The sequence below is a fragment of the Halomonas sp. KHS3 genome (assembly GCF_000830495.1).
GTDB lineage: Bacteria > Pseudomonadota > Gammaproteobacteria > Pseudomonadales > Halomonadaceae > Vreelandella > Vreelandella titanicae.
Genome location: NZ_JWHY01000007.1, coordinates 156,717 through 183,705 on the forward strand (window position 1 = coordinate 156,717; position 26,989 = coordinate 183,705).

Sequence of the window (26,989 nt, forward strand, 5' to 3'; positions counted from 1 at the left end):
GCCTGATAAATGCACTAGTGGGAGGCAGCTTTAGCTCGCGACCCTTTAAAGCTGCCTGCTTGAAAAGCTGGAGCAACCAGTTTTAACGAGCACCCAGACGAAGAGCAGGATGGCGATTAACATCTTTATACAGCAGATATCGGAACGGCCCTGGGCCAGCGGCGTAGCAAGCCTGGGGGCAGAAGGCGCGTAACCACATGAAATCGCCCGCTTCCACTTCTACCCAGTTTTGATTCAGGTGATAAACGGCCTTGCCTTCGAGCACATAAAGGCCGTGTTCCATGACATGGGTTTCATCGAAAGGAATCACGCCGCCGGGCTGGAAGGTAACGATATTCACATGCATATCGTGGCGAACGTCCGCAGGGTCGACAAAGCGTGTGGTGGCCCAGCGTCCTTCCGTGCCCGGCATTTCGATAGGCGCAATGTCCTGCTCGTTGGTGACAAACGCCGTTGGCACCTCAAGCCCTTCCACAAACTCATAGGCCTTGCGTACCCAGTGGAAACGTACCGGCGCGTTGGATTCGTTGCGCACCTGCCACGAACTGCCAGGGGGAATAAACGCATAGCCGCCGGGCTGCAGGGAGTGGCGCTCGCCTGACAGAGTAAGCGTTAACTCACCTTCCACAATAAACAGCACGCCTTCCGCCTGGGGATCAGGCTCAGGCTTATCGCTGCCGCCCTGAGGCTGGACTTCCATAATGTACTGAGAGAACGTCTCGGCAAACCCCGACAGCGGACGCGCCAGCACCCATAGCCGGGTGCCTTCCCAAAACGGCAGATTACTGGTGACGATATCGCGCATCACGCCTTTGGGGATCAGCGCATACGCTTCAGTGAACACGGCGCGATCAGCGGTGATTTGCGTTTGCGGCGGGTGCCCGCCGGTGGGAGCGTAGTAAGTAGCTGGCATTTTTAAACCTATTTGACTTAGTAAAAACACAAGTTATTCATCTTGTATACAAGATTAGCTAACCACAATAAAGCAATCTTTAACAAAGCTCTTGTGAAACACTCCTCCCAATAGTAACTTCTTTAGAAACTTTCGTTTCATAATTCTAAGATCATACGAGCATGTCCAAAAACAGCAACCTCGGCGCGGCGTGACGCCCGCTAACCGCTGCTCAGGTCAGCTACTTATAACAAACGCGAGGCATAGCATGTCCCAACACACCCCCTCTTCGTCTTCCTCAGATCGCCCCACGCCCAAGAAAAGCTGGTGCCGGATCCCTGACATTTACGCGGTTCTGTTCATATTTATCGCCCTGGCCGCGATAGCAACGCACTTTGTGCCGGCCGGGCAGTTCGAGCGTGTTCCTGGCCCGAATGGGCGCATCACTATCGACCCGAACTCTTATGAGCAGATCGCTTCGTCACCAGTTGGCATCGTCGACTTTATGCTGGCGATCCCGAATGGCTTAATGAGTGCCGGTGAAGTTGTCTTTTTCACCTTCATGATCGGCGGTATGTTCATGGTGCTAAGGCGCACCGGCATTATTGAAATAGGTGTGGACAAGCTAACGCGCCGCTTTGCGCGACAGAACCTGCTCACTATCCCCGTGTTGATGACGGTTTTTGCCCTCATAGCGACGGTTATCGGTACCCAAGAGTTGGCGCTGGTCTATGTGCCGGTCATCTTGCCGCTGATGATTGCCTTGCGCTTTGATTCAGTCACGGCCGCGGCGGTGGCACTTTGTGCTACCACGGTCGGTTTCACGACGGGTGTGCTCAACCCCATCAATACCGGCCTAGGACAGCAACTCTCAGATCTTCCTCTCTACTCCGGCTATGGCTTGCGCGTTGTGGCATTTGTGGTGATGTTAGCCGCGGCCATTTTCTTCGTTATGCGTTACGCCCGTATGGTGCATCAAACACCTTCACTTAGCCTGCTGAGCAGTGACACTAGCGAATCCGAAAAACGCTCGCTTTATCAACATGCTGACAATAGCCCAGCCTTAATCGCCAGCGCTCGCCAGAAGCTCGCGGCCATCGCCACCTTCGCCTTCTTCGCGGTACTCGTCTATGGCGTACTGCAGCAAGGCTGGTTCATGATGGAAATGGCAGGCCTGTTTATCATCATGGGCATTGTTGTGGGCCTAATAGCAGGCCTCGACACCGACGAAATATGCGCAGGCTTCAACCAAGGCTTCCGAGACGTGCTGGTCGGCGCCATGATCGCCGGCGTCGCACGCGGTGTTGCCGTGATGCTGGAAGATGGCCACATCATGGACACGCTGGTGTTTGGGCTTGGCAACCTCGTCGGAGGCCTGCCCACCCTGCTTTCGGCGATTGGCATGTTCTTCGCCCAGCTAGGCTTCAATTTCATTGTCCCCTCCGGTAGCGGCCAGGCCCTGGTCACCATGCCGCTGATGGCACCGCTCTCCGACATCATCGGCGTTACCCGCCAAACGGCGGTGCTGGCGTTCCAGTTGGGTGACGGTATCGGCAATATTTTATACCCGACCTCAGGCTACTTTATGGCGACCCTGGCACTGGCAGGTGTGCCATGGCAAAAGTGGGTCAAATTCTTCTTCCCACTTTTTTGCGTCTGGATAGCGATTGCCCTGGGCTTTCTTATTTTCGCGCAGGCAACCCAGTGGATCGGCTAGAAGTGGATCGACTAGAGCACGGCAGAGATAAACTGCTTTAGCTCCGGCGTTTGTGGGTTGCTGAATAGCTCGCTGGGGGCGCCCTCTTCATGGATGCGCCCCTGGTGCATAAACACCACGCGGTCGGCCACATCACGTGCAAAGCTCATTTCATGGGTGACCAGAATCAGCGTCATGCCCTCGGCCGCCAACGCCTCCAATACGCGCAGCACTTCCCCGACCAGCTCAGGGTCAAGTGCTGAAGTCACCTCATCGCAGAGCATCACTTTGGGGCGCATGGCCAGCGCCCGGGCGATGGCGACCCGCTGCTGCTGACCACCGGAAAGCTGCGCCGGGTAGGCATCGTATTTGTCGGAGAGGCCCACTTTCTCAAGCACTTCGCGGGCGACTTTCTCGACCTCGGCTTTCTCCTCGCCACGCACCACCAGCGGCGCCAAACAGACGTTCTCACCCACGGTTTTATGAGGAAACAGATTAAAGCTTTGGAATACCATGCCGACGTTTTCACTCAGCTCTTTGGGCGACATTGACGCCGCATCGAGCTGCTTATCGGCAATGGTGATCTCGCCGCTGTCATGTTTTTCCAGCTGATTCAGGCAGCGCAGCAGGGTACTTTTACCCGAGCCACTGCGACCAATAATCGCCACCACTTCGCCTTGCGCAACTGAAAGGTTAATACCTTTAAGCACTTCCAGGTCGCCAAAGGCTTTATGAACGTTATCAACGTAAACCAGCGTCATAGAGCTTTTTCTCCAGATAGCGCGCGTAGCAGGAAAGTGGGTAGCACAGCGCGAAGTAAAGCAGAGCCACAAGGGCAAAAATGGTGAAGGGTTCGAAGGTGGCGTTATTGAGCATGGTGCCCGCCTTGGTCAGCTCGACAAAGCCGATGATGGAGGCCAGCGCCGTGCCTTTGATGACCTGTACCGAGAAACCCACCGTGGGCGGAATCGAAAGCCGCAGCGCCTGAGGCAGGATCACATGGCGCATGATCTGGAAGTAGTTCATGCCCAGCACCCGCGCCGCGTGCCACTGCCCTTTGGCAACCGCCTCTAAACAGCCGCGCCAGATGTCACATAGAAAAGCACTGGTGAATAGTGTCAGTGCGATGGAAGCCGCCAGCCAGGCAGAAATGGGATGCCCCATGGCGGCAGCACCAAAGAAGATCAAAAACAGCTGCATCAACAGCGGCGTACCTTGGAACAGGTCAACATAAAGAGACGTTAAGCGCTGCAGCCAGCGGTTGCTGGAGAGGCGCATAAAGGTCAGTAGCAGCCCCACCGTCGCACCGCCCACAAAGGCAATCAGCGACAGCACAATGGTCCAGCGGGTTGCCAGCAGCAGGTTGCGCAAGATGTCCCAGAAGGTGAACTCAATCATCGTTGTTCTCCTTGCTGATAGGCGAATACCCGCTTGCCCACCAGCATAAAGCTGCGCCGCATGCCGAAGGCGAGGAGCAAATAGACCAGCGTGATCAGCAGGTAGACTTCAAAGCTGCGAAAGTTGCGCGATTGGATAAAGTTAGCGGCGTAGGTCAGGTCAAATACCGATATTTGCGACACCACCGCCGAACCCAGCATCACAATGATCGACTGACTGATCAGCGCGGGGTATACCCTGGCAAACGCGGGCACCAGCACGATATGGCGATAGCTTTGCAGTGTGGTCATACCCAGTGCCCGCCCGGCTTCCAACTGCCCCTTGGCCGTGGCGCTAATACCGGCACGTAAAATCTCGGCGCTGTAAGCGGCCAGGTTGAGCGTCATGGCAATAAACGCCGCGGTAATGGCATCAATTTTAATGCCTAGCCCCGGCAGCCCGAAGAAGATAAAAAACAACTGCACAATAAAGGGCGTATTGCGGGTTACTTCGACGTAGCCGCCTAGCCCCCAGCGCACCCATGGCTGCGCGTTGACGCGTAAATACGCCACTGCCACCGCCAGCGCTAGCCCCGTCAAGGTGGTCACCACGGTCAAAACGACCGTGGTGGTAAGACCTTTGAGGAGCTCACTGGCGTAGGGCAACAGGGTAAGAAAATCGAGTGTTGGCCCCATGCTAAACCTCAGCTACCGAAGTTTTCAGGCAGGTCGGCACTGAACCAGCGCTGAGATAGCTCATTCAGGGTGCCATCTTCCAGGCCTTGTGCGATCAGGCGATTCACTTCTTCCATTAACGCTGGCTCGTTTTTATTCATGCCCACGTAGCAGGGTGAATCTTTGAGCTGATAAATCAGCGAGGGCGCGCGATCGCTGTTGCGTTCGGCGATTTCGGCGGCGACTACGTTACCGGTGGCGACGTAATCGACTTGACCGGAAAGAAACGCAGAAATGGTGGTGGCGTTATCTTCAAAGCGCTGCACTGTGGTTGAATCCGGGGCAATATTTGAAAGCTCCATATCTTCCACGGCGCCGCGGGTTACCCCGATGGTTTTATCGGCCAGGCCTTCTGGGCCTTCCACGCTTTCATCTTCATCAGCGCTGAACACGCCTAGAAAGAACGGCGCGTAGGCATCGGAAAAATCAATCGCCGCTTCGCGCTCCGGGTTCTTACCCAGGCTAGAGATTACCAAGTCCGCCTGGCCAGTCTGTAAGTAGGGAATACGGTTAGCGCTAGTCACGGTAATCAGTTCTAGCTGAACGCCCATTTCGTCAGCGAGGTATTGGGCCATATCAATATCGTAGCCGCGCGGCTGTAGGTCGGTACCTACTGAACCAAACGGTGGGAAATCTTGCGGGACAGCGACCCGGATAGTGCCGCGTGATTCGATATCTTCTAGTGCATCCGCCTGAACGTTTGGGCTAGTGGTAATAGCACCGAGGGCCACAGCGGCACTCAGCCCTGTGGCTAAAACACCGGACTGTAGGCGTTTGAATTGGTTAGAAAAAGAGTGATTGAAACGGTGCGATAGCGATTTCATGGTGTTCTCCTAATAAGAGCAGCCTGACAAGGGCATGTCGGCCAGTGAGTAGCCGTAGCGGTATTAGTAAGGGATGCAGAGCGAGTGAAAGCTTTGTTGCATAAAACCCAACAAAGAAACTTTCGTTTCACCTGACCACCTATTAGCAACAGCGATACCAGAAGTGGCTAACGTTTTTTAGAACAGCAGCTTAGCGGACACGCAAAGCCACAACGCAGCGATTGCCGCGTTGAGAGGAAGGTATAAAAAGAGAGAGATGCAACGTTCTGGTGCAGTTTTCATCCTTTAATAGGACGAGATGCACCATTAAAGGTGGCCCAGCCTATTGAGCGCTCCAATCCACGCTCATGGTAGGCGCCTCCAACTCACTAAGCTCGGCGTAAACATCGCTGATCGCGCTGATGCGCTCTCGACCTTCTGCAAGGCGACGGTGCAGTACGCCGTTGGCAATCAGGCAGATCAGGCTATTGGTGGCGGCGTAGCTATCGAAGGCGGAGAGGCTTTCCAGCGGCGTTTCAAAAAACCACGTTACTTGTGAGGCGAAATTGACCGCGGTGGGGTCAGCCAGCAAGGCTACCTTGGCCGGTGAGCGCTCAAGTGCATTAATTAGCGAAGCAAATGCCGCTGGGCGGCGGCGAAAACCAAACAGCACCACCACGTCCTGCTCGGTGAGATCGACGATCTCTTCCGCTAACGACTGATTTGGATGAGGAACCACTCGCACCTGGGTGCGCGCCTGAATCAACTGCTGGCGAAAATGCAGCGCTAGCGGGTAGCTGTTACGAAAACCGATCACGACCACATGACGCGCGCTATCCAACCGCTCTACCAGTGCCGCAAATTGATCCGCCGCAATGCCATTTAAGCAGCGCTGCAGATTATCCTGCTCCCGCTGCAGATGGCGCTGAAACGGCGCCCCGGCCTCTTCCTGCATGGCGTTGGCGTCGATCACCAAAGGCACACCCAGGTTACGTAGCTGGCGGGCGTGGTCTTTAACGGTGCGGTAGCTCTCGAACCCCAGCCGCTTGAATAGGCGGCTAACCGTCGATTTGGATACCCCGGTCAAACGCGCCAAATCAGCGGCGCTATACACCGCCAGATCATCAAAGTGATCGAGAATAAAGCTCGCCACCCGCTGCTCCTGGGCAGTTAGCGCGTCAAACTGGGCGGTAATTCGCTGTCCGATATGCGGCGTCATAGCATCCTATTAAACTGCTTAATTAACGAGTTGCCGGGTGGTGCTCAGCCCAATGGCGGGCGATATCGACCCGCCGGGCAACCCACACGCGGTCGTGGGTTTCGATGTAATCCAAAAAGCGCTGCAGAGCGCGAAAACGCCCAGGGCGACCCAATAAACGGCAATGCATGCCCACCGAGAGCATTTTGGGTGCCTCCTCCCCTTCTGCGTAAAGTACATCAAAGGCATCGCGCAGGTAGGTAAAGAAGTGATCCGCCGTATTGAAACCTTGCGGCGCGGCAAAACGCATATCGTTGCTGTCCAGCGTGTAGGGCACGATCAGGTGGTTGTGGTCACCGCCCTGACTATCGGTCACCTGCGTCCAGAAAGGCAAGTCGTCGCCGTAGTAGTCGCTATCGTAAAGGAAACCACCTTCGTCTAGCACTAAGCGCCGGGTATTGGGACTATCGCGACCGGTGTACCAGCCTTGGGGTTTTTCGCCATAGAGGCGTTGAAAAATCTCCATGGCCTGCTGTAGATGCTCGCGCTCAACGTGCTCGGGCACTTCCTGATAGTGAATCCAGCGATAGCCATGGCAAGCAATCTCGTGGCCCAGCTCTTTAAATGCCAGGGCGACATCCGGGTTACGCTCCAGCGCCATGGCAACGCCAAACACCGTGAGCGGCAAATCACGCTTCTCAAATTCACGCAGAATGCGCCATACCCCGGCGCGAGAGCCGTACTCGTAGATCGACTCCATGCTCAAGTGGCGATCCGGATAAGCCGGTGCGCCGATAATTTCCGATAGGAACTGCTCGGAGCCTGAGTCGCCGTGCAACACGCAGTTCTCGCCGCCCTCCTCGTAGTTGAGCACAAACTGAACGGCAATTTTGGCCTTGTTTGGCCAGTTGGCGTGGGGCGGGTTGCGTCCATAACCGATCAAATCGCGGGGATAGTGGCCCTTAGGTGACGACGACATAGCTAGCTCCTTGATTCATACAAACCATTCATACAAACCCGGGCAGATCATTGGCAAATAGCCGCCCAGCAATACAGAAAATTATTTGTATACAAAATAGCGACATTCATAACCAACCGCAACGCAGTCGACCGCTAATCCCCTGACGCTAATAGCGTTTCTCAGTTTAAAAGGCGTTAAGCCATTGAATCCTGAACAAATGGTCAAGTTTTATCAGTTGCTTTTTTATTGCCGATTGCTCATTAGTCCCTTGCGCCACGTAGAAAACCGCCCTATTTTTGTATACAAGAAATGCCATATTGTTTACACACGGAATAGCTATCGTGCATATACGCATTATTAACCCCAACACAACGTCCTCCATGACCGCTGCTATTCATCAGGCAGCGCAGCAGCAGGCGGGCACTGGCACCACAGTGAGCGCTTCACAGCCGGACGCTGGCCCGGTTTCTATCGAGAGCCATTTCGACGAAGTGATCAGTGCGGTAGGAGTGGCCGAAGAAGTTCTAAAAGGCGAACGCGAAGGCGGCATTGATGCCTATGTGGTGGCCTGTTTTGGTGACCCAGGCCTGCTCGCAGCGCGGGAGCTAACCCGTGCGCCGGTGATTGGTATCGCTGAAGCGGCCTTTCATCTTGCCACGCTGGTGAGCACGCGCTTTTCCATTGTTACCACCCTGGGCCGCACCGGCATTATCGCCGAGCACTTGCTACAGCAGTACGGCTTTAGCCACCACTGCCGCCGCATTCGCGCTGCGGAAATTCCGGTGTTGGATCTTGAGCACCACCCTGAAGTGGCGTTTACCCGCATTGTTGAAGAGTGCTGCCGCGCCCGGGATGAAGACGGCATTGGCGCCATCGTTTTAGGCTGTGGTGGCATGGCTAATTTGACCCAGCAGATCAGCCGCGAAGTGGGCCTGCCAGTCGTAGAAGGTGTTACCGCCGCGCTGAAACTGGCGGAATCACTGGTGAGTTTGGGGCTGCATACCAGTAAATATGGAGACCTTGCCTACCCACGGCCAAAGACCTTTACCGGTAAGTTTTCTGAGCTCTCGGATCTTGCGCTACCGCTTAAATAACAGTTCCAAAAAATAATAGTGACTCAACAACACCTAATAACAATAGCTTAAATAGAGTTTTAAAAAGTACGTCCATTAGCACGCCACGCCGCAAGCGTTTCCCGATACCTAATCGGGGATTAATAAAAACCGACAATCTTGCGAGGACGACAACATGAGCGCTTCAACCTCGGCTCTTGCGTCAGAAGAACGATCCGATGCTGGATCAAAAGCACTCGGGGCAGAAAGCCTGGCCCCACAACACACCCGGATAATGGGGCGCGGCTCCTATTTTCTGGCGTGGTTCGGCGGCTGCGTTTCCATTGGCACCTTTGCCATGGGCTCAAGCGTAGTCGGTACCCTGAACCTGTTACAAGCCACCCTGGCGATTGCCATCGGCTGCTTTGTGATCGGTATTGCCCTGGCCATTAACGGGGCCGCGGGCTACAAGTACGGCATTCCGTTTATGGTGCAGGCGCGCAGCGCGTTCGGCTTTACGGGCACGCGCTTACCGGGCTTGGTACGCGCAGTGCCAGCGGTAGTGTGGTACGGCTTTCAAAGCTGGATTGGCGCCGGGGCACTCAATATGGTGTCGGCTACCCTGTTCGGCTTCGACAACCTTATCTTCTACTTCATTACCTTCCAGTTTCTGCAAATTGGTCTTTCGGTAATGGGTTTCCAGGGCATCAAGTGGTTAGAGAATATCGGCAGCGCCTTTATCCTCGCCTCGCTGGTGTATATGTTCTACGCCACGGTGCAGCGCTATGGCGATGAGCTTTCCGCCAGCCTGCTGACCATGGAAGGCTCCTGGGGCATGCCGTTCTGGGGCGCGACCATGCTCTTCCTGGGCATCTACAGCACCATGATGCTCAACGTCAGCGACTACTCCCGCGAGCACAAAAAGGGCACGGCTCAAAGCCTGCTGACCACTATCTACGCCATGTCGATTCTACCCTGCACGCTGTTTATGGGCTTGATCGGCTATATGGTCTCCCAGGCCACCGGCACCGCCGACCCTATTCAGGTGTTTGCCAACGCCGTCGACAACACCCCGCTGCTGATGACTACCCTTCTATTCATCGCCTTCGCCCAGGTCACCACCAACGTACTCAACAACGTGGTACCGCCGACCTATGTATTGATGGACATCTTCAAGATCAAGTTCTCGGTCGCCACGGTGATCGTTGGCTTGCTGGCCTTCGCCACCTTCCCCTGGAAACTGGTTCAGCCGGGTTCTGCGGCAGGCCTCCAGCTGTTTGTGCAGACTTATTCCGCCTTTTTGGGCCCTATCTTCGCCATTCTGGTGGTCGATTATTATGTGATTCGCCGCCGCACGCTGGATATCAATAAGCTGTATGACACCACCGGCCCCTACCAAGGCGTGAACTTAGCCGCTTTCATCGCCACGGCGGTGGGCATTGTTGCGGCGCTCTCTTTCTCGGCGATCTCGTGGTACGCCAGCCTGATACCCGCAGGTGTTACCTACTACCTGCTTATGAAGTACTGGGCTCCCTGCCAGCGCTTTAGCCAGTAACTCCATTTGCCAACCGAAGAGCTAATAAGATGAAAGAGAGCAACGACGTTAGTGACCTGGATATTAAGCACATTGATCCCACGCTGTATAACGAGGATCTCGCACCGCTGAAACCCCAGGATCGTAACTGGGGTGCGTTTGAGATATTTAACGTTTGGTCTAACGATATCCAGAGCCTGTTTGGCTACACTCTGGCGGCCTCGCTGTTTTTAACCTACGGCCTGAACGGCTGGGCGGTGATGGCGGCGATTATTCTGGCGGGCGTGATCGTGATGTTTTTGGTCAACCTCACCGGTAAGCCCAGCGTTAAATACGGCATCCCTTTCCCAGTGATGGTGCGCGCCAGCATGGGGGTACGTGGCGCTAACCTACCCGCGATGCTGCGTGCCATCGTGGGAATTTTTTGGTACGGCGTGCAGACCTACTTCGCCTCCACCGCCGTCACCCTTCTAATTACGGCGTTTTTTGGCACAGGCAATGGCAGCACCTTCCTGGGGCTTTCCGGCGTGGCCTGGGTGTCGTTTGTGATTGTGTGGCTATTCCAGATCGCGATCTTCTGGCAAGGCATTGAGCGCATTAAGCACTTTCTCAACTGGGCGGGCCCGTTGGTCTACGTGGTGATGTTGGTGCTGATGATCATTGTCTGGTATCAGGCGGGAAGTGAGCTAATCCCCGCCATTGGCACCATTTTCAGCGGTGGCAGTGAAACCAGCGGAAGCTCAATCGCCGCCTTTATGGCGATTGTGGGCACCATGGTGGCGTATTTCGCAGCGGTGGTGATCAACTTCGGCGATTTTACCCGCTTTGTGAAAACCGAGCGCCAGATGAAGCTTGGCAACCTGTTGGGCTTGCCGCTCAACGTGGCGTTTTTCTCGTTTATCGCGCTGATTATTACCGCTGGTACCTTGGTACTGTTTGGCGAGGCGCTGACCAATCCCGCCGATATCGTTGAGCGGGTGGATTCACTACCGCTGACAATTATCGCCGCGCTGACCTTCTTTGCCGCCACAGTGGGCATCAATCTGGTCGCCAACTTCATCCCGCCCGCCTACGACCTCGCCAACCTGTTTCCCAGCAAAATCAGCTTCAAGATGGGTGGCCTAATTACCGCAGTGATTGCGTTCTTTGTTGGCGCGCTATGGCTTTCGGTGATCAGCCAGATTGGCGTTCCCGGCTTTGTGAATGCGCTAGGTGCCATCGTCGCGCCCTTCTACGGCATTATCGTGGTCGACTACTACCTGATTAAGCGTCAGCACTTGAACATGCAGGAGCTTTTCTCGTCAGCGCCCGACAGCGCCTACTACTACGTCAACGGCTGGAACACCCGCGCCCTTATCGCCTTCGGTGTCGCGGCACTGTTCTCGCTATCTACCGTGCTAGTACCCGCGCTATCCAGCTTGGGTGGCTACGGCTGGTTGATCGGTGCTGGATTAGGTGGGCTGTTCTACTATGGGTTGATGCGACAGTTTAAGGCTGCGCCTGCTTATGCTGAACAGAAGGTAAGTTAAGACGGCCTTAACTAGAAGCTCATATAAGCGCCATCGGCACTAAGCTGATGGCGCTTTTTTATGGTCGCAGCCTAACTCAGGCTTTTTGGAACATATGAGGAGACTTACGTGGATCTGGAAGGTAAAGTGTTATACGGTATGGAAATTCAGCGAAATGAGATATTTCCGATCCTCAATACGTATTTTCTGGTATGCTCGATAGAATACATGATCATATTTCTGAGAAGTATCTAGTCAAAAAGTTAAAAATTTAAATTTTGAAAAGAAACAGAGGCCAATAACATGGACATATCTAAAACCGAAACCAAATCGCCTCTATTATTATCTTTACAGCATCTAAAAAAAAGGATTTAAAATCTTCAACTGAGATTCTTGGAATAACAGATAGTCAAGCACAAGAAATTGATTTTATAAATCGCATGATGGCTCTAGAAGAAGGGCTTAACTTATTATTTTCTGGTCATCACTCCCAGTCAGTCTTACTACTTCGCAAAGCAATACCCCTAATCAATATAACGAATGATGAAGAAGCAAAAATCTTAGTTCCAACTCTTGCAAACTTTGCGGAGGGCATAGCTTTTCTTTTACAAGGGAATGCACATGATGCTGTAAAATTATTAAGAATAAGTAGCGACGAAATCCAAAGATTAAATTTTTTCATACCAGGAATGAAGAAAAGCTTACTTAGCTTTAAAGCGGCCGCAGAATTGGCAGTAGCACGAACCCATATGAATATAGGAGACATACCTGAAGTAGAAGCAACATTCGGAAAAGTAATACAAATACATGAAGAATTGCTTTCAATATTAGATGAAACGAATATTGAAGATTTCCCATTATTTAATGAAGTTTTTGGAACTCGACTTGAGATCTCCCTGGTATTTATGCGCTTTGACCTTGAAGCTCTTGATTTTGACTCTCTTATCAATCGCGTTGATTTCACTAAACACAACTTAGAAAAACTAAGCAATTTTATAGAAAAAACCCCTGAAAGCCCTATAAAAATAGCATTAGAAATAGTTCAGACTTTATATGTTATTTTCGAAATATACAGTCGAATAGGGAAAAACATTATCATAGAACGACTTCCATTGAAAAAAACAGAAATGGAAGAGTTATTAATAGCTGATAAGAAAATATTTGAAGCTCGCCAAAAGGCAAATAACGCGGGTGACAGGGGAAAAATGTTTCTTTACACCATCAATCAGTTAAAAAGACTGAACGATAGTTTCTTTACTATTGGAAAAGTACAAAAAAATGATTTTGGAAGAATGAGTGGTCTAATTGCACTAGGCGCTCTTATTCTGCAGGTAATAATTGTCCACTTGACTATAAGGCCAACTGGCAATGCCGCTATATTATTCTTTTTAGGAGAAATAATAGTGTCTCTTATCGCAGGCTACGGATATGAGGCTTTAAAGTTCAAACCTCTGCTCAAACTTTACTCAGATTCCATTAGAAAGAAATCTAATGGTAAGAAAAATGATGCTTAAAAATTGTATCTATCAGAGTGAGAGAAGTACAGTGGCGACAACGGGGAAAGTCCATTGGTGCCACTGGTAAAGCGGCGCGGTAAGCATTTGAAGCACCCGCAAATATATATTGGATTCAGGATTAAAATGTAAGCAAGGGCTACCCCCCAAATATCTGCTGCAAATCCGGCACGTTCTCCACCTCTTCGACCATAGAGAGCGAGGCTTCAATCGCTTTCAAGTGACGGCTCATAAAGGCTTTGGCGCGTTCGCCGTTGCCTGCTTCCAGGTAGCCGATCAGATCATCGTGGTCATGGGATTCGCAGCCTAGGTGGCCGCGATGGCCGTAGACGGCGAGTATCAGCGATGAGCGGGAGCAAAGGCGTTCGACAAACTCCGCCAGGGTGGCGTTGCCTGAGAGTTGCGCTAGGCGCACGTGAAAATCGGCGGATAGGCGAATAGCCACGCTCTGCTGGCCGCTGCGCAGCGCTTGGCGCTCCTGGCGGGCCATTTCGCGCAATTCTGCCGCTTCTTTTTCGCCCATACGCCGCGCAACATCGGGCATTAATCCGCACTCGATCAACTGGCGGGCATCGAATACGTCTTTGGCTTCATCGGCGGTGGGCCGAGTAACGCTGGCGCCACGGCGTGGTGTCAGGGTGACCAACTGCTCTAGCGCCAGGCGCTGCAGGATTTTACGAATACCGGTGCGGCTAATGCCAAATACGTCCGCCAACGCATCTTCGCGCAGCCGTGCGCCGGGCTTTAAACGCTGCTCAACAATGGCATCGCTCACGGCGCGGTAAATGGCGTCGTGGCGCTCTTCACCCTCTTTCTCTGAAGGCTTTCGTTTTAACGCCGACTGCGCATCACTCATAGCTGGCCTCTCTGATCATTACTCCCAAGCGGCAATGATATCGCGCTCTTCATCGCTCATGTTGGTCATATTGCCTAACGGCATATAGCGGCTGGTCACGACCTGCTGAATTTGTGCCTTTTGCCCGAGGATTTCATCCCAGCTATCGAAAGCAATCCCCGCGGGCGGTGCTGAAAAACCAGCATGCTCAGGGTTGCGAGCATGACACTGAACACAGTGCTGCTCAATCAAACCGATGATTTGCGCCTGATCCGGCCCTTGCGCGCCGTCATTACCACTAGGCGACGATGAACTTGGTGCGGCCACCCAAAACGCTAACAGAATAAGCCCTACCCCAACGGCGGGATACGCTGGCTGAGTTTTGCCTGCATGCATCAACACAAAGAATTGACGGATTAAAGCACCGGCAAAGATAAACAGCACCATCACCACCCAGGCAAGCTCGTGGGAGTAGATAAAGGAGTAGTGATTACTCACCATCAACAACACGACCGGTAGCGTGAAGTAGGTATTATGCACCGAGCGCTGCTTGCCGCGTTTGCCATCCAAAGGATTGGGGGCATCGCCCGCCTTCATGGCTTTTACCATGCGGCGCTGGCCGGGAATGATCCAGAAGAAGACATTGGCTGACATTGCCGTCGCCATCACCGCACCTGTGAGCAGGAAGGAGGCGCGACCGGTGAACATCTGCGTGCTGAGGTAGGCAACGACCACCATCATTACGGCAACAGCGACACTGAGCAGGCCGTCGCGATCCATATTGGGGCTAATGCGTTTACACAGCTCGTTATAAACCACCCAACCGCCCAGCAAAAATGCCAGCGCCAGCACGTTGGCCTGCCAGCCAGTCATGTTGGCTGCCCACTCCCAGGGACTATTGGGGTTTACCAGATAGAAGCCCGGATTGACCATGTAGAGAATCACAAACAGCGCAAAGCCGGAAAGCCAGGTGGTGTAGGCTTTCCAGAATGACCAGTGCAGATCATTGGGTAACTTGGCAGGCGCCGTGGCGTACTTTTGGTTGTGGTAAAAACCACCGCCATGCACCGACCACATTTCGCCAAATACGCCCTTCTGGCGGTCTTCCTCAGCCTTTGGTGTGCGCAGGCTATTATCCAGCATGACAAAGTAGATCGACTCGCCGATCCAGGCGATGGCCGCAATCACATGCAGCCAGCGCAGCAGCAAATTAACAAAATCGATTAGATACGCTTGCATAACGGAAGTCCCTTATCAGCTACCGCGGTAAGTTGAGTAGCCATAAGGCGAGAGGAGTAGCGGCACATGGTAGTGCTGGCTGGCATCCGCAACGCCAAAGCGCAGCGGGATAACATCTAGAAAGCGCGGTTCGGCAGCTTCAACGCCTTGAGCACGCAGGTAGTCACCGGCATGGAACACCAGTTCGTACTCGCCTGGCGTGAGCGCATCACCCTCTAAAATGGGCGCATCGCAACGCCCGTCACTGTTGGTGATCACGGTACTCAGATGCTGGCGCTCACTGCCGGTAAGGCGAAACACCTCAATGGTAATCCCCTGACCGGGCTGACCTTTGGCGGTATCCAGTACGTGGGTGGTTAAACGTCCCATAGCCGCTCCTTGTTGATTATTGATGACGTTGCTTGACCTATTGGTCAAAGAGTACCGTTACTGATATTTATTGTATACAGTAATTCCAACCCTGCACATTTAGATCCACGTTTGCTTTGAATCACGTATGTTGTAAAAACTTAAACCGCTTAGGAGAGTTCCAGTGCCCACACCGCAACCGTTGCTACTTTCACCCGCGCCTAGCAAGTGCAGCCTTGAAATGCTGACTCATCACTATGGGGATGTTTATGAACACTCCCCCTGGGTGGCCGAAGCTGCCTGGCAGCACGGCCTGGCTGAAGCCCACGACGAGCCTGACGCATTAGCCGAGCTGATGGGGCTTATGTTGCAGCAGGCGAGCAACGAACAGCAAATTAAGGTGATTCAGGCGCACCCTGACCTGGCAGGCAAAGCCGCTATGGCAGGTGAATTAACCCAAGACTCAACCAGCGAACAAGCAGGCGCCGGGCTTGACCAGTGCAGCCCTGAGGAGTTTGCGCGCTTTGAATACCTTAATGCGGCGTACAAGGAGAAGTTTGGCTTTCCTTTTGTGATTGCCGTTAAAGGACTGGATCGACATGCCATATTAGCAGCCTTCGAGGAGCGCCTGAACAACGATGCGGCTACCGAGCGCCAAACGGCGATTGAGCAAATTATTCGCATTGCGCGCTTTCGGTTAAGGGCGCGGGCCGAGCAATAAAACGAAGCGTTGAAGACTATTCGTTGACCGGGCTATTGCATTTACTTCTTGTATACACTTTTATTAGCTAATGGATGCAAGAAGAAAACAATGTCACCCACAGCGAATAAAGGCTCTCTATGTCCACACCGCCCGATGCCAAAACGCGGCCTTCGCGTACCATTAATCAAAACCCCGATGCGATGCCGCCGTTATCAAAAGCGATCCCGCTAGGCCTCCAGCACATCATGGCCATGTTCGCTGGCAACGTGACACCGCCGATTATTATTGCTGGTGTGATCGGCGCTAACCCGGCGGAACAGATCTTTTTAATTCAGGTGGCATTGTTTGTTGCGGGGGTATCCACGCTGGTACAAACCATCGGCATCGGCCCGATAGGCGCACGCCTACCGATTGTGCAGGGCACTAGCTTTGGCTTCTTGCCGGTGGCGCTGCCACTGGCGAAAGCGTTTGGCCTGCCCGCCGTTCTGGGCGCTTCCTTTGTAGCAGGGCTGCTGCAAATTGTGCTCGGCGCGTTTTTAAAGAAGATTCGCCACTGGTTCTCTCCAGTAGTCACCGGCATTGTGGTGCTATTGATCGGGATTACATTGATGCCGGTCGGCCTCAATTACGCCGCGGGCGGTGTGGGGGCGGATGACTTTGCATCACCCAGCAACTTGTTGCTGGCGCTCTTTGTACTCAGCGTGACGATTGCCGTTCATCAATATGGGCGGGGCTTTATCAAAGCGTCCTCTATTCTATTTGGCTTATTGGCTGGCTACATAGTAGCCATTGCCCTTGGAATAGTTGATTTTACGTCACTGAGTAACGCTGCCTGGTTTGCACTCCCCAAGCCGCTGGAATACGGCATGACGTTTTCAGGCACCGCAATCATTGGCATGACGCTGATTATGTTCGTGGTTGGGTTAGAAACGATCGGCAATATCTCTGCGATTACGACCACAGGGGCTGGCCGTCCGGCGAAGGATCGCGAGCTTTCCGGCGGCGTGATGGCCGATGGTGTGGCCACTTCATTGGCAGCGGTTTTCAATACTCTACCCAACACCGCTTACGCTCAAAATGTTGGTTTGATTACCCTCACCGGCGTGGTGAGTCGCCATGTGGTTACCATCGGTGGGTTGCTATTAATTGCCATGGGGCTATTTCCCAAGTTGGGAGGGCTAGTGGCCGCCATGCCGCCTGCGGTTCTTGGCGGTGCGGGCGTCGTCATGTTCGGCATGATCGCATCGGCGGGTCTTAAAATTATCAAAGAGTGCGAGCTGGATCAGCGCAACATGCTGATAATTGCTGTCTCGCTAAGCCTGGGTATCGGTCTACCAGCCGTCGAGGCAATTTCAGAAACCATGCCGGGGCAGCTAGGGCTGCTGCTTAAGTCGGGCTTAGTGCCTGCCGCCCTCGCCGCTTTATTACTAGACGCCATTTTACCGGGCAAACCTGACAGGCGTGCCAAACTGGCCAAGGCCGAAGCGGAGTATCAAAACCGTTAATCATGCGGTGATAAGCGGGTGCAAATAAAAAACGCCGCACCCTCGGGGCGCGGCGTTTTAAAGCGGTGGTACAGTTAAATTACTGCTTGGCGGTCTCTACCGCTTTCTTAGTGGTCTCTTCTGCCATTTTTTGGCTGTCTTGAGCGAAGCTTTGGCCGATGGAAGTTACTTTTTCCGTGTCGCCCTTCACTCGTTCCATAAATTCGCCAGCCGTTTTTTGCTGGGTTTCCATGGCTTTTTTGAAGCTGTCGGGGTCTTTGACATCAAGCCAAGTGCGCGCTTGCGCAATCGCCATGTCCGAGTAGGCACGGGCTGCATCTAACTGTGCACTAACCAGCTGATCATAGTAATCGAGCGCTGTCAGCGTGTAAGAACGCATCGGTGAAACAAAAACGGACTCAAACTGCTGCGTGGTTTTCTCAGTCGCTTTGTTCATAATAGTACCTCCAAGAGTGAGCTAGCACATAAACACGCCTTGATTAGGCGGTTCTTAGCCAGGCTTTTGCCTCTGCTGTCCTTAAAGCTAGCAGTGCTTTTTGTGCAGCGCAACATGATTTTTCCTCATGCTGCGCCTGCTCACTCACAAATAGTTAGAACGGCTGACAGCAGCCTGCTACTAGCGGTTACCGAACAAGTGCTTACGCGCCTGCTCATCCATTTCCACGCCGGCTTGGGGATTGACGTCTTCGACCAATGCATAAGCTCGACGTACGGCCGGGCGTGCTTTGATCATGTCAAACCAGCGCTCCAAGTCGGGAAACTCGTCCAGGGTTTGACGCTGTTTTTCCCAGGGAACAATCCAGGGATAGATCGCCATGTCAGCAATCGAGTAGTCATCGCCACCGACATAAGTGTGATGCGCCAGGCGTTGGTCTAGCACGCTATAAAGCCGATTGGTTTCGCGCACGTAGCGCTCAATGGCGTAATCGATCTTTTGCGGCGCATAGTGGCAAAAGTGATGGTTTTGGCCTGCCATGGGCCCTAGCCCGCCCATTTGCCAGTGCAACCACTGCAATACGATATAGCGCTCGCGGCCTGCAGAGGGTAAGAAGAGGCCACTCTTATCGGCCAGGTACTCGAGGATAGCGCCCGACTCAAACATCGATAGCGGCTGGCCGCCATCCTGTGGGGAGTGATCGACAATGGCAGGAATTCGGTTATTGGGGGCGATAGTGAGAAATTCAGGATCAAACTGCTCGCCTCGGCCAATGTTAATCGGCTTCACTCGGTACGCCAGATTGGCTTCTTCGAGCATGATGGAGATTTTATGGCCGTTAGGTGTTGTCCAATAATACAGGTCAATCATTGCCATCTCCTTGATGAAAACCTTGATTCACTCGCAATGAGCCACCAAGCTTTCAAAATTTATCGAGCGGTACTTTAGCGTACCGCCCTGTTAGCCATATCGCGCCGTTGGCGTTATATATCGCGTACGGTCAGAGCATTACTGGCAGCCCCATTGTGCACGTTGAGCATACGCTTGAACCACTCATCCACCGGGTCGCCAGGCTCTACTACCGCCTGTGTCGATACAACGTGAGCCCACATCATGCTGCCAAACAGCAGGTAATCTGAGCCGCTGGGTGCGTCGCCGTCTAAAAAGGCGCTCTCCCGCAGCAGGTCACGTACCGGTGCCAGCGCCTGCTTGAGCTGCTGCTTACCCTGCTCGGGCTGATGGAACTCTTCCAGCGTGCAACCAAACCGCGCTTCGCGTGTTTCGCGGAAATAGCTACGGTCGTCTGGGTGGACGGCTGCAAATAAATCCATGGCGATAATGCGGAATAGCGCAGGGTTTATGCTGCGCTCAACAAAGTATTTGAACAGTAATACCCGCTGATAGCTGACGCCCTCACCCAACACGGGTGCCTCGGGATACGCCTTATCCAGGTAGCGCATAATCTCGAAACTGTCGGTAACGACCTGATCACCATCGCAGAGCACCGGCACTTTGTCGTAGTCGGCAAACGCCAGCGCTTTCTTATCGAGGAATCGCCACGCTACGGAGGTGAATTCCAGCCCTTTGTGGGCGAGGGCCATACGTACGCGCCAGCAGTAAGGTGAGAAGCGGAGCCGTTCGTCCCGGCCGCACAGATCATAAAGAGTCATTGCCACTGCCATAACCTCCGTGTGGTTGATCATAGTGAGTACACAGCATTTCAGCCGATAACAATGAGCGTAAGACAACTACGACGCAACTAGCGAGTTCTGTACTCATCCTTTCGCTGGCAACTGTACTGTCTATTAGTCTAATGACTCAGCGCCTTTAGACTTACCCCCGACTACCAAAAAACCATTTAAAAACATATATATAAGAAAATAAAAGCCGTGCAAAACCAGCTATCAAACAAGCACTTAAGTGGTAAGACCAATTTTCCAATGTAGTCATATGATTAGCCTAATCGTATCTTTCACCTACACCCGACTGGCGGTACGACTGCCAGACGGTTATTGCGGAGCATACCAAATCAATAACAAGGGGCAGTTCCTTCCATGAATGAAACGATACTTGCACTTCTGGCCTTCCTGCCGCTGTTGCTGGCCGGTATTTTGCTCATAGGGTTTAAAATACCTGCCAAGATAGCGATGCCGATTGTTTTCCTGACCGCGGCCATTATTGGCTTAACCGCTTGGGATATGTCCTTTAGCCGCGTGGCGGCGTCGACCATCCAAGGCCTGATTCAAACTGCGGGTCTCCTATGGATCATCTTTGGCGCCATACTGCTGCTTAATACGCTTAAGCACTCCGGCGGTATTACGGCTATCCGTAATGGTTTTTCAGGCATTAGCCCTGACCGCCGTGTACAGGCGTTGATTGTTGCCTGGCTGTTCGGCTGTTTTATCGAAGGGGCCTCAGGCTTCGGTACGCCCGCCGCGGTAGCTGCACCGCTAATGGTCGCTCTTGGCTTCCCGGCGCTTGCTGCTGTGGTCGTGGGTATGATGATTCAATCAACGCCTGTCTCGTTTGGCGCGGTGGGCACGCCTATTGTGGTCGGGGTTGGTAGTGGCCTGGATCGTGCTGGCATTAGCGCCGAACTCGACTCGGTAGGCTCAAGCTGGGATGTCTTCTTCCAACTAGTCACCAGCGAAGTGGCGATTACTCACGGCATCGTGGGCATTTTAATGCCGCTGATTCTCGTTACCGTGATGGTGCGTTTCTTCGGTGCCAACCGTTCCTGGAAAGAGGGACTGTCGATTACCCCCTTCGCCATCTTTACCGGTATCTGCTTCGTAGTGCCTTACATGCTGGTGGGCGTGCTGTTGGGCCCTGAATTCCCGTCAATGATCGGCGCGATGGTGGGCTTGGCGATTGTCGTACCCGCTGCCAAACGCGGCTTTCTGATGCCTAAAGATACCTGGGATTTCCCCGAGTCCTCTTCTTGGCCAGACGAGTGGATCGGCAACCTGCAGATCAAGCTTGACGACGTTGTCGGCAGAGCGCCGATGTCCACCTTTAAAGGCTGGGTACCCTATGTGCTGCTCGCACTGTTTTTGGTGGCCTCTCGCATTATTGAGCCCCTCAAAACAGCACTTACCTCTATTAACCTCAGTTGGAACAATATTCTTGGTGAAGCGGGCATCAGCGGTGGGGTTCAGCCGCTCTACTTGCCCGGCGGTATTATAATTGCCGTGGTCATTGTGACCTATTTCCTGCACCGCATGAATCCGCAAAAGATTAGCGCTGCGGTGTCTGAATCTACCAAAACGATTTTTGGGGCGGGTTTCGTTTTGATCTTTACCGTGCCGATGGTGCGCATCTTGATCAACTCCGGCGTTAATGGCGCGGATCTTGTCTCAATGCCGGTGATGATGGCCCAGGCGGTGGCCAGTAGCGTAGGCGGCATTTACCCCTTCTTTGCCCCAGCGGTAGGGGCGCTGGGCGCCTTTATTGCAGGTTCCAACACGGTATCCAATCTAATGCTGGCGGAGTTCCAGTTTAGTGTTGCTGAAACCCTGGGCCTCTCTACGGCCATGATGGTAGCGCTGCAGGCCGTGGGTGCGGCGGCAGGTAATATGATTGCCATCCATAACGTGGTCGCGGCGTCAGCAACGGTCGGGCTGTTAGGCCGTGAAGGCGCCACGCTGCGTAAGACGATTCTGCCCACCATCTACTACCTCATCTTTGCCGGTACCATCGCACTGATTGCGTTCTACGTTATTGGCGTCACAGATCCGTTGATGTGATGTAGTGTGAGCTAGCGCTCGTATACGCTACGCTAGAAACACAAACCCCCAGGCCTAAACCTGGGGGTTTTGTCGTTTTGGTGAGATCAATCTAGCCAGCTAGCGTCAGTCTATTCGCTTTAGCTCATGGCTGTGGCGTTTACCGCGCTCGACATAGCCCTGGGCATTCTTTTTCATACCCGCAACGGCCTCATCAGAAAGCTCCCGCACCACCCTGGCAGGCGAGCCAACGATTAACGAGTTAGGCGGAAACACCGCGCCCTCCTTAATAAAGGCACCGGCACCTACCAGGCTATTGTCACCAATCACCGCACCGTTGAGTACTACCGCCTGTATACCGATTAAGCAGCCATCGCCCACGGTGCAGCCATGCAGCATGGCCTGATGCCCGACCGTCACCCCTTTGCCTACTTTAAGCGGAAAGCCTGGGTCAGCATGGAGAACCGCACCATCCTGAACATTGCTCTCTTCGCCTATCTCCAGATGGTCACTGTCGCCGCGCAACACGGCCTGATACCAGACGCTTGAATGTGCCTTTAAGGTCACTTGGCCGATAACATCCGCCGTTTCCGCGATGTAGACCTCGTCGTGAATCTCTGGGCGATACTCACCGTATTGATAAATGGCCACATTGATCTCCTGGGTTGTTGTTGGTGTTCCGCATTCAGGCTAGCGCTTGCTCCAGCAATCGGGCAACGTGAATCGCTTCGCGGCCACTTCCATCGTGAATCTGATGGCGACAGCTCGTGCCATCGGCAATCAATACGGCGTTGCTATCCGCTTTTCGAATTGCAGGTAAAAGCGAGAGCTCCGCCATTTTCAGTGAGGCGTCGTAGTGCTCTGCTTCATAGCCGAAGCTGCCTGCCATACCACAGCATGAGGACTCGATAGTCTCGACGTTGAGGTCAGGAATCCAGCCCAGCACTTGCTCAACGGGGCGCAACGCATCAAACGCCTTTTGATGGCAGTGACCGTGCAGCAGCGCTCGATCGTAGTGCAGCGGCTTAAGTTCGAGGAGAAGCTGATCTTCGGCACGCGCCTTGACCAGAAACTCTTCAAACAGATAGGCCGATGACGACAGTGCTTTAGCCTCTTCGCCAAAGCCGTACTGAAGGAATTCATCGCGCATGGTGAGCAGGCAAGAGGGTTCCAAGCCCACTATCGCCACGCCGCGTTCGACAAACGGCATCAGGTGCTCAAGGGTGCGTTTGGCTTCCGCTTTGGCTTTATCAAACTGGCCCGACGATAAGTAGGTTCGACCACAGCAGAGTGGCCGTTGGCCTTTGGTAATATTGAGATGCACGCGGTACCCCGCGGCTTCCAGCACCCGCTTGGCTGCCTTGGCATTTTCGCCCTCCATATAGTTATTGAAGGTATCCACAAACAGCAGCACTTCGCGCTCCGAGGCAAATGACGATTGCGACGCCTCGGCACTGGCGAGAAAATTACCGTTAAACAGCGGCAACGAGCGTTGGGGCGCCAGCTTTAACGCCTGCTTGATCTGTTTGGCCAGAAACGGCACTCGCTCCACGCCATTTACCAGAGCAGAAAACTTGCTGGCCCAGGGCGCGTAGCGCGGCATCTCGCCGACCATGCGATCACGCAGTGATAACCCATTGGCACGAGCGCGTGCGGTGCGGGCTTCGATCTTGAACTTCGCCATATCGACCCCCGTGGGGCAATCCCGCTTGCAGCCCTTACAAGATACGCAGAGATCAAGCGCTTCTTTCACGTCGTCACTGGCGAGCCCTGACTTACCCAATTGGCCTGAGAGCACCAAGCGCAGCGTATTGGCTCGGCCGCGGGTCAGGTGCTGCTCGTCTCTCGTGATACGGAAGCTCGGACACATGGTGCCCGCATCAAACTTACGGCAGTGGCCGTTGTTGTTACACATCTCTACCGCCATGGCCAAGCCATGGGTCGCATCGCCGCCGCTGCCAGGCGGTGTTTGCTCACCGGTGAGTGGGACGCGCTTTACATTCCAGGCGGACCAGTCGAATACTGGGGTAAGCGGGATTGTGGTGTAGCTTTTAGGAAAACGAAAATAGCGCTCGTCGTCCATTTTGGGGGTATCGACGATTTTGCCCGGGTTGAAGAGGTTTTCCGGGTCGAACAGCTGCTTGATTTCGCGGAAGGCATTGTTGACCGTTTCGCCAAACTGCCACGCTACCCACTCGCCACGGCAAATTCCGTCGCCATGTTCCCCGGAGTAAGCGCCTTTGTATTCGCGGACTAACGCGGAGGCCAGCTCGGCGATTTCGCGCATTTTTTCTGCGCCGTCGCGGCGCATATCAAGAATCGGCCGTACGTGCAGTGTGCCAACGCCTGCATGGGCGTACCAGGTACCTTCGGTGCCGTAGCGGTTAAATACCTCGGTGAGCTTGTCGGTGTACTCGGCCAGGTGTTCAAGCGGCACCGCGCAATCTTCAATAAAGGAGACCGGCTTACCGTCGCCCTTCATGCTCATCATAATGTTGAGCCCGGCTTTGCGCACGTTCCACAGCGCTTTCTGCTTAGCCGCTTCGGGCATATCCACCACGCTGCCCGGCAGGCCTAAATCGCCCATCAATTCATTAAGCCCACTCAGCGCTTCAAGCTGCGTTACATGGTCGTGACCGGCAAACTCCACCAGCAAAATGGCTTCCGGCTTGCCAATCAGCGCCTTCTCAATGACCGGGCGGAACGCTGGGTTCTCCAGCGACAGCTCAATCATGGTGCGGTCAACCAGCTCGACCGCCGTGGGGCCGAGCTTGACGATATGCTGGGTGAAATCCATCGCCTGATAAAAGGTCGGGAAATTCACCACGCCCAGCACCTTCTGCTCGGGCAGCAGTGAAAGCCTGAGCTTAATACGCTGGCTTACTCCTAGCGTACCTTCCGAGCCTACCAGCAGATGGGCCAGGTTGGCGCGCCCATCAGGGTCGTAGGGCATAGGGTTTTGGCAATCAAATAGATCCAGGTTGTAGCCACCCACCCGACGCAGCACTTTGGGAAAGTGATCACGAATTTCAGGGCTCACACGCTCCGCAATCGCCTTCACCTGCTGGGCAAGGCGCTGCTCCTGCGAGCCTTCCGCGAATCTGTCAACGAAACCAAAACTCGCCGCGCTGCCGTCAGCCAATAGTGCTTCCACGCCCAGCACGTTGTGCACCATATTGCCGTAGAAGATTGACCGTGACCCACAGGAGTTATTGCCTGCCATGCCCCCAACGGTGCACTGTGCGCTGGTGGAAACATCTACCGGATACCAGAGCCCGTAGGGTTTGAGCCAAGCGTTGAGGTGGTCGAGAACGATGCCCGGCTCAACCACCACGGTGCGCGCCTCGGCGTCAAACTCAACCACCTGATTGAGCCAACGGGTGGTGTCGATTACCAGCGCTTCGCCGACGGTTTGGCCACATTGGCTAGTGCCCGCGCCCCGGGCCAAAATCGGCACTTTGGCATCACGGGCAATATCCAGGGCAATTTTCAGATCTTCCTGGTGGCGCGGAATGATCACACCTATCGGCGTCACCTGATAAATCGAAGCGTCGGTTGAATAGCGCCCCCGAGTGGCCCGGTCAAACAGCACCTCCCCGGCCATCTCTCGGGATAACCGCTCGGCTAGTTCGCCGAGCGGTTTAATCTTGGCATCACGGGACGGGTGTTGGTTCGTCAGAGACGTCATGTGGCTCTCCCCCGTCGTTTAGCGTTTGCCTGCGTTAAGCGGGTTGGCGGCAAAGTAGTCTAAAGCAGCCGTCACGCCACTGCCTTTAAGATCAACGCCCGCCAGCTTCATGCCTGCCTCACAGCCGCCGAGAGTGGCAATTAGGGTAAGGTCGTTGCAGTCGCCCAAATGGCCGATCCGGAACATCTTGCCCTTGGCCTTACCTAGCCCCATACCCAGTGAAAGATCAAAACGCTCATAGATAATCTTGCGTATCGCATCTGCATCGACACCTTCAGGCATCACAACGCCCGTGAGTACCGGCGAGTAAACCGAAGGATCTACACACTGAATCTCAAGCCCCCACGCTTCTACCGCCGCGCGCACCCCAGCGGCCCAGCGTTGGTGGCGAGCCAGCACGTTGTCCATGCCTTCATCCAACAGCATATCCAGCGCTTCATTCAGGCCATAAAGCAGGTTGGTGCTGGGCGTGTAGGGCCAGTAGCCGTTTTTGTTAGCCTCTAGAATTTCATCCCATGCCCAGAAGCTTTTGGGCAATTTCGCCTGCTTGCTGACCTCAATCGCTTTGGGTGAAAGCGCGTTAAAGCTGATGCCCGGCGGCAGCATCAGGCCTTTCTGGGAGCCGGAGACGGTAACATCAACACCCCATTCATCATGACGATAATCGGCACTGGCCAAACCGGAAATGGTATCGACAATCAACAGCGCGGGGTGGCCCGACGCGTCGATGGCTTTACGCACGGCGGCGATGTCACTAGTCACGCCGGTCGAAGTCTCGTTGTGTACTACACATACAGCCTTAAGCTCGTGGCCGGTATCCTCTTTCAGGCGTGCTTCGATCATGTCGGCCTGAACACCGTGGCGCCAGCCTTCGTAGCCCGGCAACCCCAGAAACTCAGGCTGTATGTCTAAACGCAGGGCCATTTTGTGCCACAGAGTGGCGAAGTGTCCGGTCTCGAACATTAGCACCTGATCGCCAGGTGATAAGGTATTGGCCAGTGCCGCTTCCCAGGCACCGGTGCCCGACGCCGGGTAAATAATCACCGGGTTCTCGGTTTTGAAGATTTTTTGAATCTTGCTCAACAGCTCAAGGCCCAGAGCGCCAAACTCAGGCCCGCGGTGATCAATCGTAGGCAGGCTCATCGCCCGTAAAATGCGGTCTGGCACCGGAGAGGGGCCAGGAATTTGCAAAAAGTGACGGCCGGATGGATGAAAATTAAGTTTTAACATGGTGACGTTCC

At 53.9% G+C, this 26,989-nt stretch carries 24 protein-coding genes; 8 read left to right on the plus strand and 16 right to left on the minus strand.

What is annotated here, in order from left to right; genetic code table 11:
- Positions 1-82 precede the first annotated feature (82 nt).
- Positions 83-913 carry a bifunctional allantoicase/(S)-ureidoglycine aminohydrolase gene (locus RO22_RS16675; protein WP_039859406.1) on the minus strand — a complete coding sequence of 277 codons (831 nt, stop codon included), beginning with the start codon at positions 911-913 and terminating at the stop codon, positions 83-85.
- A 247-nt stretch (positions 914-1,160) separates the two neighbouring features.
- Here RO22_RS16675 and RO22_RS16680 point away from each other — a divergent pair, with 247 nt between their 5' ends.
- A complete protein-coding gene (locus RO22_RS16680; protein WP_039859408.1) occupies positions 1,161-2,609 on the plus strand; it encodes a YfcC family protein in 1,449 nt (482 codons plus the stop codon).
- Between the two features lie 11 nt (positions 2,610-2,620).
- On the opposite strand, the gene RO22_RS16685 is transcribed toward RO22_RS16680, so the two are convergent.
- The 6 genes from RO22_RS16685 to puuE all read right to left on the minus strand — a co-directional run bounded on the left by RO22_RS16685 (position 2,621) and on the right by puuE (position 7,679).
- Positions 2,621-3,349, minus strand: a complete 729-nt coding sequence (locus RO22_RS16685) for an amino acid ABC transporter ATP-binding protein (RefSeq protein ID WP_022522261.1) — start codon at positions 3,347-3,349, stop codon at positions 2,621-2,623.
- Positions 3,330-3,986: an amino acid ABC transporter permease gene (locus tag RO22_RS16690; protein WP_041158874.1), complete on the minus strand. Its 657-nt coding sequence runs from the start codon at positions 3,984-3,986 to the stop codon at positions 3,330-3,332. Before RO22_RS16690 ends, RO22_RS16685 begins: the two co-directional genes overlap by 20 nt.
- A complete protein-coding gene (locus RO22_RS16695; protein WP_022522259.1) occupies positions 3,983-4,660 on the minus strand; it encodes an amino acid ABC transporter permease in 678 nt (225 codons plus the stop codon). The genes RO22_RS16690 and RO22_RS16695 overlap by 4 nt, the downstream gene beginning before the upstream one ends.
- Positions 4,661-4,668: 8 nt before the next feature.
- Positions 4,669-5,523 (minus strand): transporter substrate-binding domain-containing protein, encoded by an 855-nt coding sequence (locus RO22_RS16700; RefSeq protein WP_052475666.1) that lies wholly within the window; start codon positions 5,521-5,523, stop codon positions 4,669-4,671.
- Positions 5,524-5,845: 322 nt separating this feature from the next.
- Positions 5,846-6,721, minus strand: a complete 876-nt coding sequence (locus RO22_RS16705; protein ID WP_041158875.1) for a MurR/RpiR family transcriptional regulator — start codon at positions 6,719-6,721, stop codon at positions 5,846-5,848.
- 22 nt (positions 6,722-6,743) lie between these two features.
- Positions 6,744-7,679, minus strand: coding sequence for an allantoinase PuuE (gene puuE / locus RO22_RS16710; protein WP_009287395.1), 936 nt, complete (start codon positions 7,677-7,679; stop codon positions 6,744-6,746).
- Between the two features lie 323 nt (positions 7,680-8,002).
- Between puuE and RO22_RS16715 the strand changes: the two genes are divergently transcribed.
- The 4 genes from RO22_RS16715 (at position 8,003) to RO22_RS16730 (ending at position 13,269) form a co-directional block, all read left to right on the plus strand.
- Positions 8,003-8,755 (plus strand): aspartate/glutamate racemase family protein, encoded by a 753-nt coding sequence (locus RO22_RS16715; RefSeq protein WP_041158876.1) that lies wholly within the window; start codon positions 8,003-8,005, stop codon positions 8,753-8,755.
- A gap of 154 nt (positions 8,756-8,909) precedes the next feature.
- Positions 8,910-10,268 (plus strand): NCS1 family transporter, encoded by a 1,359-nt coding sequence (locus RO22_RS16720; protein ID WP_041158877.1) that lies wholly within the window; start codon positions 8,910-8,912, stop codon positions 10,266-10,268.
- A gap of 29 nt (positions 10,269-10,297) precedes the next feature.
- Positions 10,298-11,776 carry an NCS1 family nucleobase:cation symporter-1 gene (locus tag RO22_RS16725; RefSeq protein WP_041158878.1) on the plus strand — a complete coding sequence of 493 codons (1,479 nt, stop codon included), beginning with the start codon at positions 10,298-10,300 and terminating at the stop codon, positions 11,774-11,776.
- A 419-nt stretch (positions 11,777-12,195) separates the two neighbouring features.
- Positions 12,196-13,269: a hypothetical protein gene (locus RO22_RS16730; protein ID WP_041158879.1), complete on the plus strand. Its 1,074-nt coding sequence runs from the start codon at positions 12,196-12,198 to the stop codon at positions 13,267-13,269.
- Between the two features lie 139 nt (positions 13,270-13,408).
- On the opposite strand, the gene RO22_RS16735 is transcribed toward RO22_RS16730, so the two are convergent.
- The 3 genes from RO22_RS16735 to uraH are packed head-to-tail and all read right to left on the minus strand — an operon-like array spanning position 13,409 to position 15,712.
- Complete coding sequence (locus RO22_RS16735) at positions 13,409-14,125, minus strand: GntR family transcriptional regulator (RefSeq protein WP_041158880.1); 717 nt, start codon at positions 14,123-14,125, stop codon at positions 13,409-13,411.
- Positions 14,126-14,143: 18 nt separating this feature from the next.
- A complete protein-coding gene (locus RO22_RS16740) occupies positions 14,144-15,343 on the minus strand; it encodes a urate hydroxylase PuuD (protein WP_041158881.1) in 1,200 nt (399 codons plus the stop codon).
- Between the two features lie 15 nt (positions 15,344-15,358).
- Positions 15,359-15,712, minus strand: a complete 354-nt coding sequence (uraH, locus tag RO22_RS16745) for a hydroxyisourate hydrolase (RefSeq protein ID WP_027958116.1) — start codon at positions 15,710-15,712, stop codon at positions 15,359-15,361.
- 163 nt (positions 15,713-15,875) lie between these two features.
- Between uraH and uraD the strand changes: the two genes are divergently transcribed.
- Positions 15,876-16,412, plus strand: a complete 537-nt coding sequence (gene uraD, locus RO22_RS16750) for a 2-oxo-4-hydroxy-4-carboxy-5-ureidoimidazoline decarboxylase (RefSeq protein ID WP_027958117.1) — start codon at positions 15,876-15,878, stop codon at positions 16,410-16,412.
- Positions 16,413-16,531: 119 nt separating this feature from the next.
- On the plus strand, positions 16,532-17,899 hold the full coding sequence (locus RO22_RS16755) for a uracil-xanthine permease family protein (protein ID WP_009287403.1): 1,368 nt from the start codon (positions 16,532-16,534) through the stop codon (positions 17,897-17,899).
- Positions 17,900-17,978: 79 nt separating this feature from the next.
- Here RO22_RS16755 and RO22_RS16760 read toward each other — a convergent pair whose 3' ends face one another.
- From RO22_RS16760 to RO22_RS16770, 3 genes are all read right to left on the minus strand, one after another.
- Positions 17,979-18,335 (minus strand): phasin family protein, encoded by a 357-nt coding sequence (locus tag RO22_RS16760; protein WP_027958119.1) that lies wholly within the window; start codon positions 18,333-18,335, stop codon positions 17,979-17,981.
- A 180-nt stretch (positions 18,336-18,515) separates the two neighbouring features.
- Complete coding sequence (locus RO22_RS16765; protein ID WP_027958120.1) at positions 18,516-19,205, minus strand: glutathione binding-like protein; 690 nt, start codon at positions 19,203-19,205, stop codon at positions 18,516-18,518.
- A gap of 113 nt (positions 19,206-19,318) precedes the next feature.
- Positions 19,319-20,011 (minus strand): glutathione S-transferase family protein, encoded by a 693-nt coding sequence (locus RO22_RS16770; RefSeq protein WP_039859469.1) that lies wholly within the window; start codon positions 20,009-20,011, stop codon positions 19,319-19,321.
- Between the two features lie 378 nt (positions 20,012-20,389).
- Here RO22_RS16770 and RO22_RS16775 point away from each other — a divergent pair, with 378 nt between their 5' ends.
- A complete protein-coding gene (locus tag RO22_RS16775) occupies positions 20,390-22,081 on the plus strand; it encodes an L-lactate permease (protein ID WP_009287404.1) in 1,692 nt (563 codons plus the stop codon).
- A gap of 105 nt (positions 22,082-22,186) precedes the next feature.
- Here the strand turns inward: RO22_RS16775 and RO22_RS16780 are convergent, their stop codons facing one another.
- Genes RO22_RS16780 through RO22_RS16790 form a run of 3 tightly spaced genes read right to left on the minus strand, consistent with a single transcriptional unit; the run spans position 22,187 to position 26,978 of the window.
- Positions 22,187-22,711 (minus strand): gamma carbonic anhydrase family protein, encoded by a 525-nt coding sequence (locus RO22_RS16780; protein WP_041158882.1) that lies wholly within the window; start codon positions 22,709-22,711, stop codon positions 22,187-22,189.
- 34 nt (positions 22,712-22,745) lie between these two features.
- The gene (locus RO22_RS16785; protein WP_041158883.1) at positions 22,746-25,748 is read right to left on the minus strand and encodes an FAD-binding and (Fe-S)-binding domain-containing protein; all 3,003 of its coding nucleotides are present in this window, start codon (positions 25,746-25,748) and stop codon (positions 22,746-22,748) included.
- A gap of 18 nt (positions 25,749-25,766) precedes the next feature.
- Complete coding sequence (locus RO22_RS16790; protein ID WP_027958124.1) at positions 25,767-26,978, minus strand: pyridoxal-phosphate-dependent aminotransferase family protein; 1,212 nt, start codon at positions 26,976-26,978, stop codon at positions 25,767-25,769.
- Positions 26,979-26,989 lie beyond the last annotated feature (11 nt).

Coding starts and splice junctions, on each gene's coding strand:
- RO22_RS16675 (WP_039859406.1), bottom strand. CDS start 913: ATGCCAGCTACTTACTACGCTCCCACCGGCGGGCACCCGCCGCAAACG.
- RO22_RS16680 (WP_039859408.1), top strand. CDS start 1,161: ATGTCCCAACACACCCCCTCTTCGTCTTCCTCAGATCGCCCCACGCCC.
- RO22_RS16685 (WP_022522261.1), bottom strand. CDS start 3,349: ATGACGCTGGTTTACGTTGATAACGTTCATAAAGCCTTTGGCGACCTG.
- RO22_RS16690 (WP_041158874.1), bottom strand. CDS start 3,986: ATGATTGAGTTCACCTTCTGGGACATCTTGCGCAACCTGCTGCTGGCA.
- RO22_RS16695 (WP_022522259.1), bottom strand. CDS start 4,660: ATGGGGCCAACACTCGATTTTCTTACCCTGTTGCCCTACGCCAGTGAG.
- RO22_RS16700 (WP_052475666.1), bottom strand. CDS start 5,523: ATGAAATCGCTATCGCACCGTTTCAATCACTCTTTTTCTAACCAATTC.
- RO22_RS16705 (WP_041158875.1), bottom strand. CDS start 6,721: ATGACGCCGCATATCGGACAGCGAATTACCGCCCAGTTTGACGCGCTA.
- puuE (WP_009287395.1), bottom strand. CDS start 7,679: ATGTCGTCGTCACCTAAGGGCCACTATCCCCGCGATTTGATCGGTTAT.
- RO22_RS16720 (WP_041158877.1), top strand. CDS start 8,910: ATGAGCGCTTCAACCTCGGCTCTTGCGTCAGAAGAACGATCCGATGCT.
- RO22_RS16725 (WP_041158878.1), top strand. CDS start 10,298: ATGAAAGAGAGCAACGACGTTAGTGACCTGGATATTAAGCACATTGAT.
- RO22_RS16730 (WP_041158879.1), top strand. CDS start 12,196: ATGATGGCTCTAGAAGAAGGGCTTAACTTATTATTTTCTGGTCATCAC.
- RO22_RS16735 (WP_041158880.1), bottom strand. CDS start 14,125: ATGAGTGATGCGCAGTCGGCGTTAAAACGAAAGCCTTCAGAGAAAGAG.
- RO22_RS16740 (WP_041158881.1), bottom strand. CDS start 15,343: ATGCAAGCGTATCTAATCGATTTTGTTAATTTGCTGCTGCGCTGGCTG.
- uraH (WP_027958116.1), bottom strand. CDS start 15,712: ATGGGACGTTTAACCACCCACGTACTGGATACCGCCAAAGGTCAGCCC.
- RO22_RS16755 (WP_009287403.1), top strand. CDS start 16,532: ATGTCCACACCGCCCGATGCCAAAACGCGGCCTTCGCGTACCATTAAT.
- RO22_RS16760 (WP_027958119.1), bottom strand. CDS start 18,335: ATGAACAAAGCGACTGAGAAAACCACGCAGCAGTTTGAGTCCGTTTTT.
- RO22_RS16765 (WP_027958120.1), bottom strand. CDS start 19,205: ATGATTGACCTGTATTATTGGACAACACCTAACGGCCATAAAATCTCC.
- RO22_RS16775 (WP_009287404.1), top strand. CDS start 20,390: ATGAATGAAACGATACTTGCACTTCTGGCCTTCCTGCCGCTGTTGCTG.
- RO22_RS16785 (WP_041158883.1), bottom strand. CDS start 25,748: ATGACGTCTCTGACGAACCAACACCCGTCCCGTGATGCCAAGATTAAA.
- RO22_RS16790 (WP_027958124.1), bottom strand. CDS start 26,978: ATGTTAAAACTTAATTTTCATCCATCCGGCCGTCACTTTTTGCAAATT.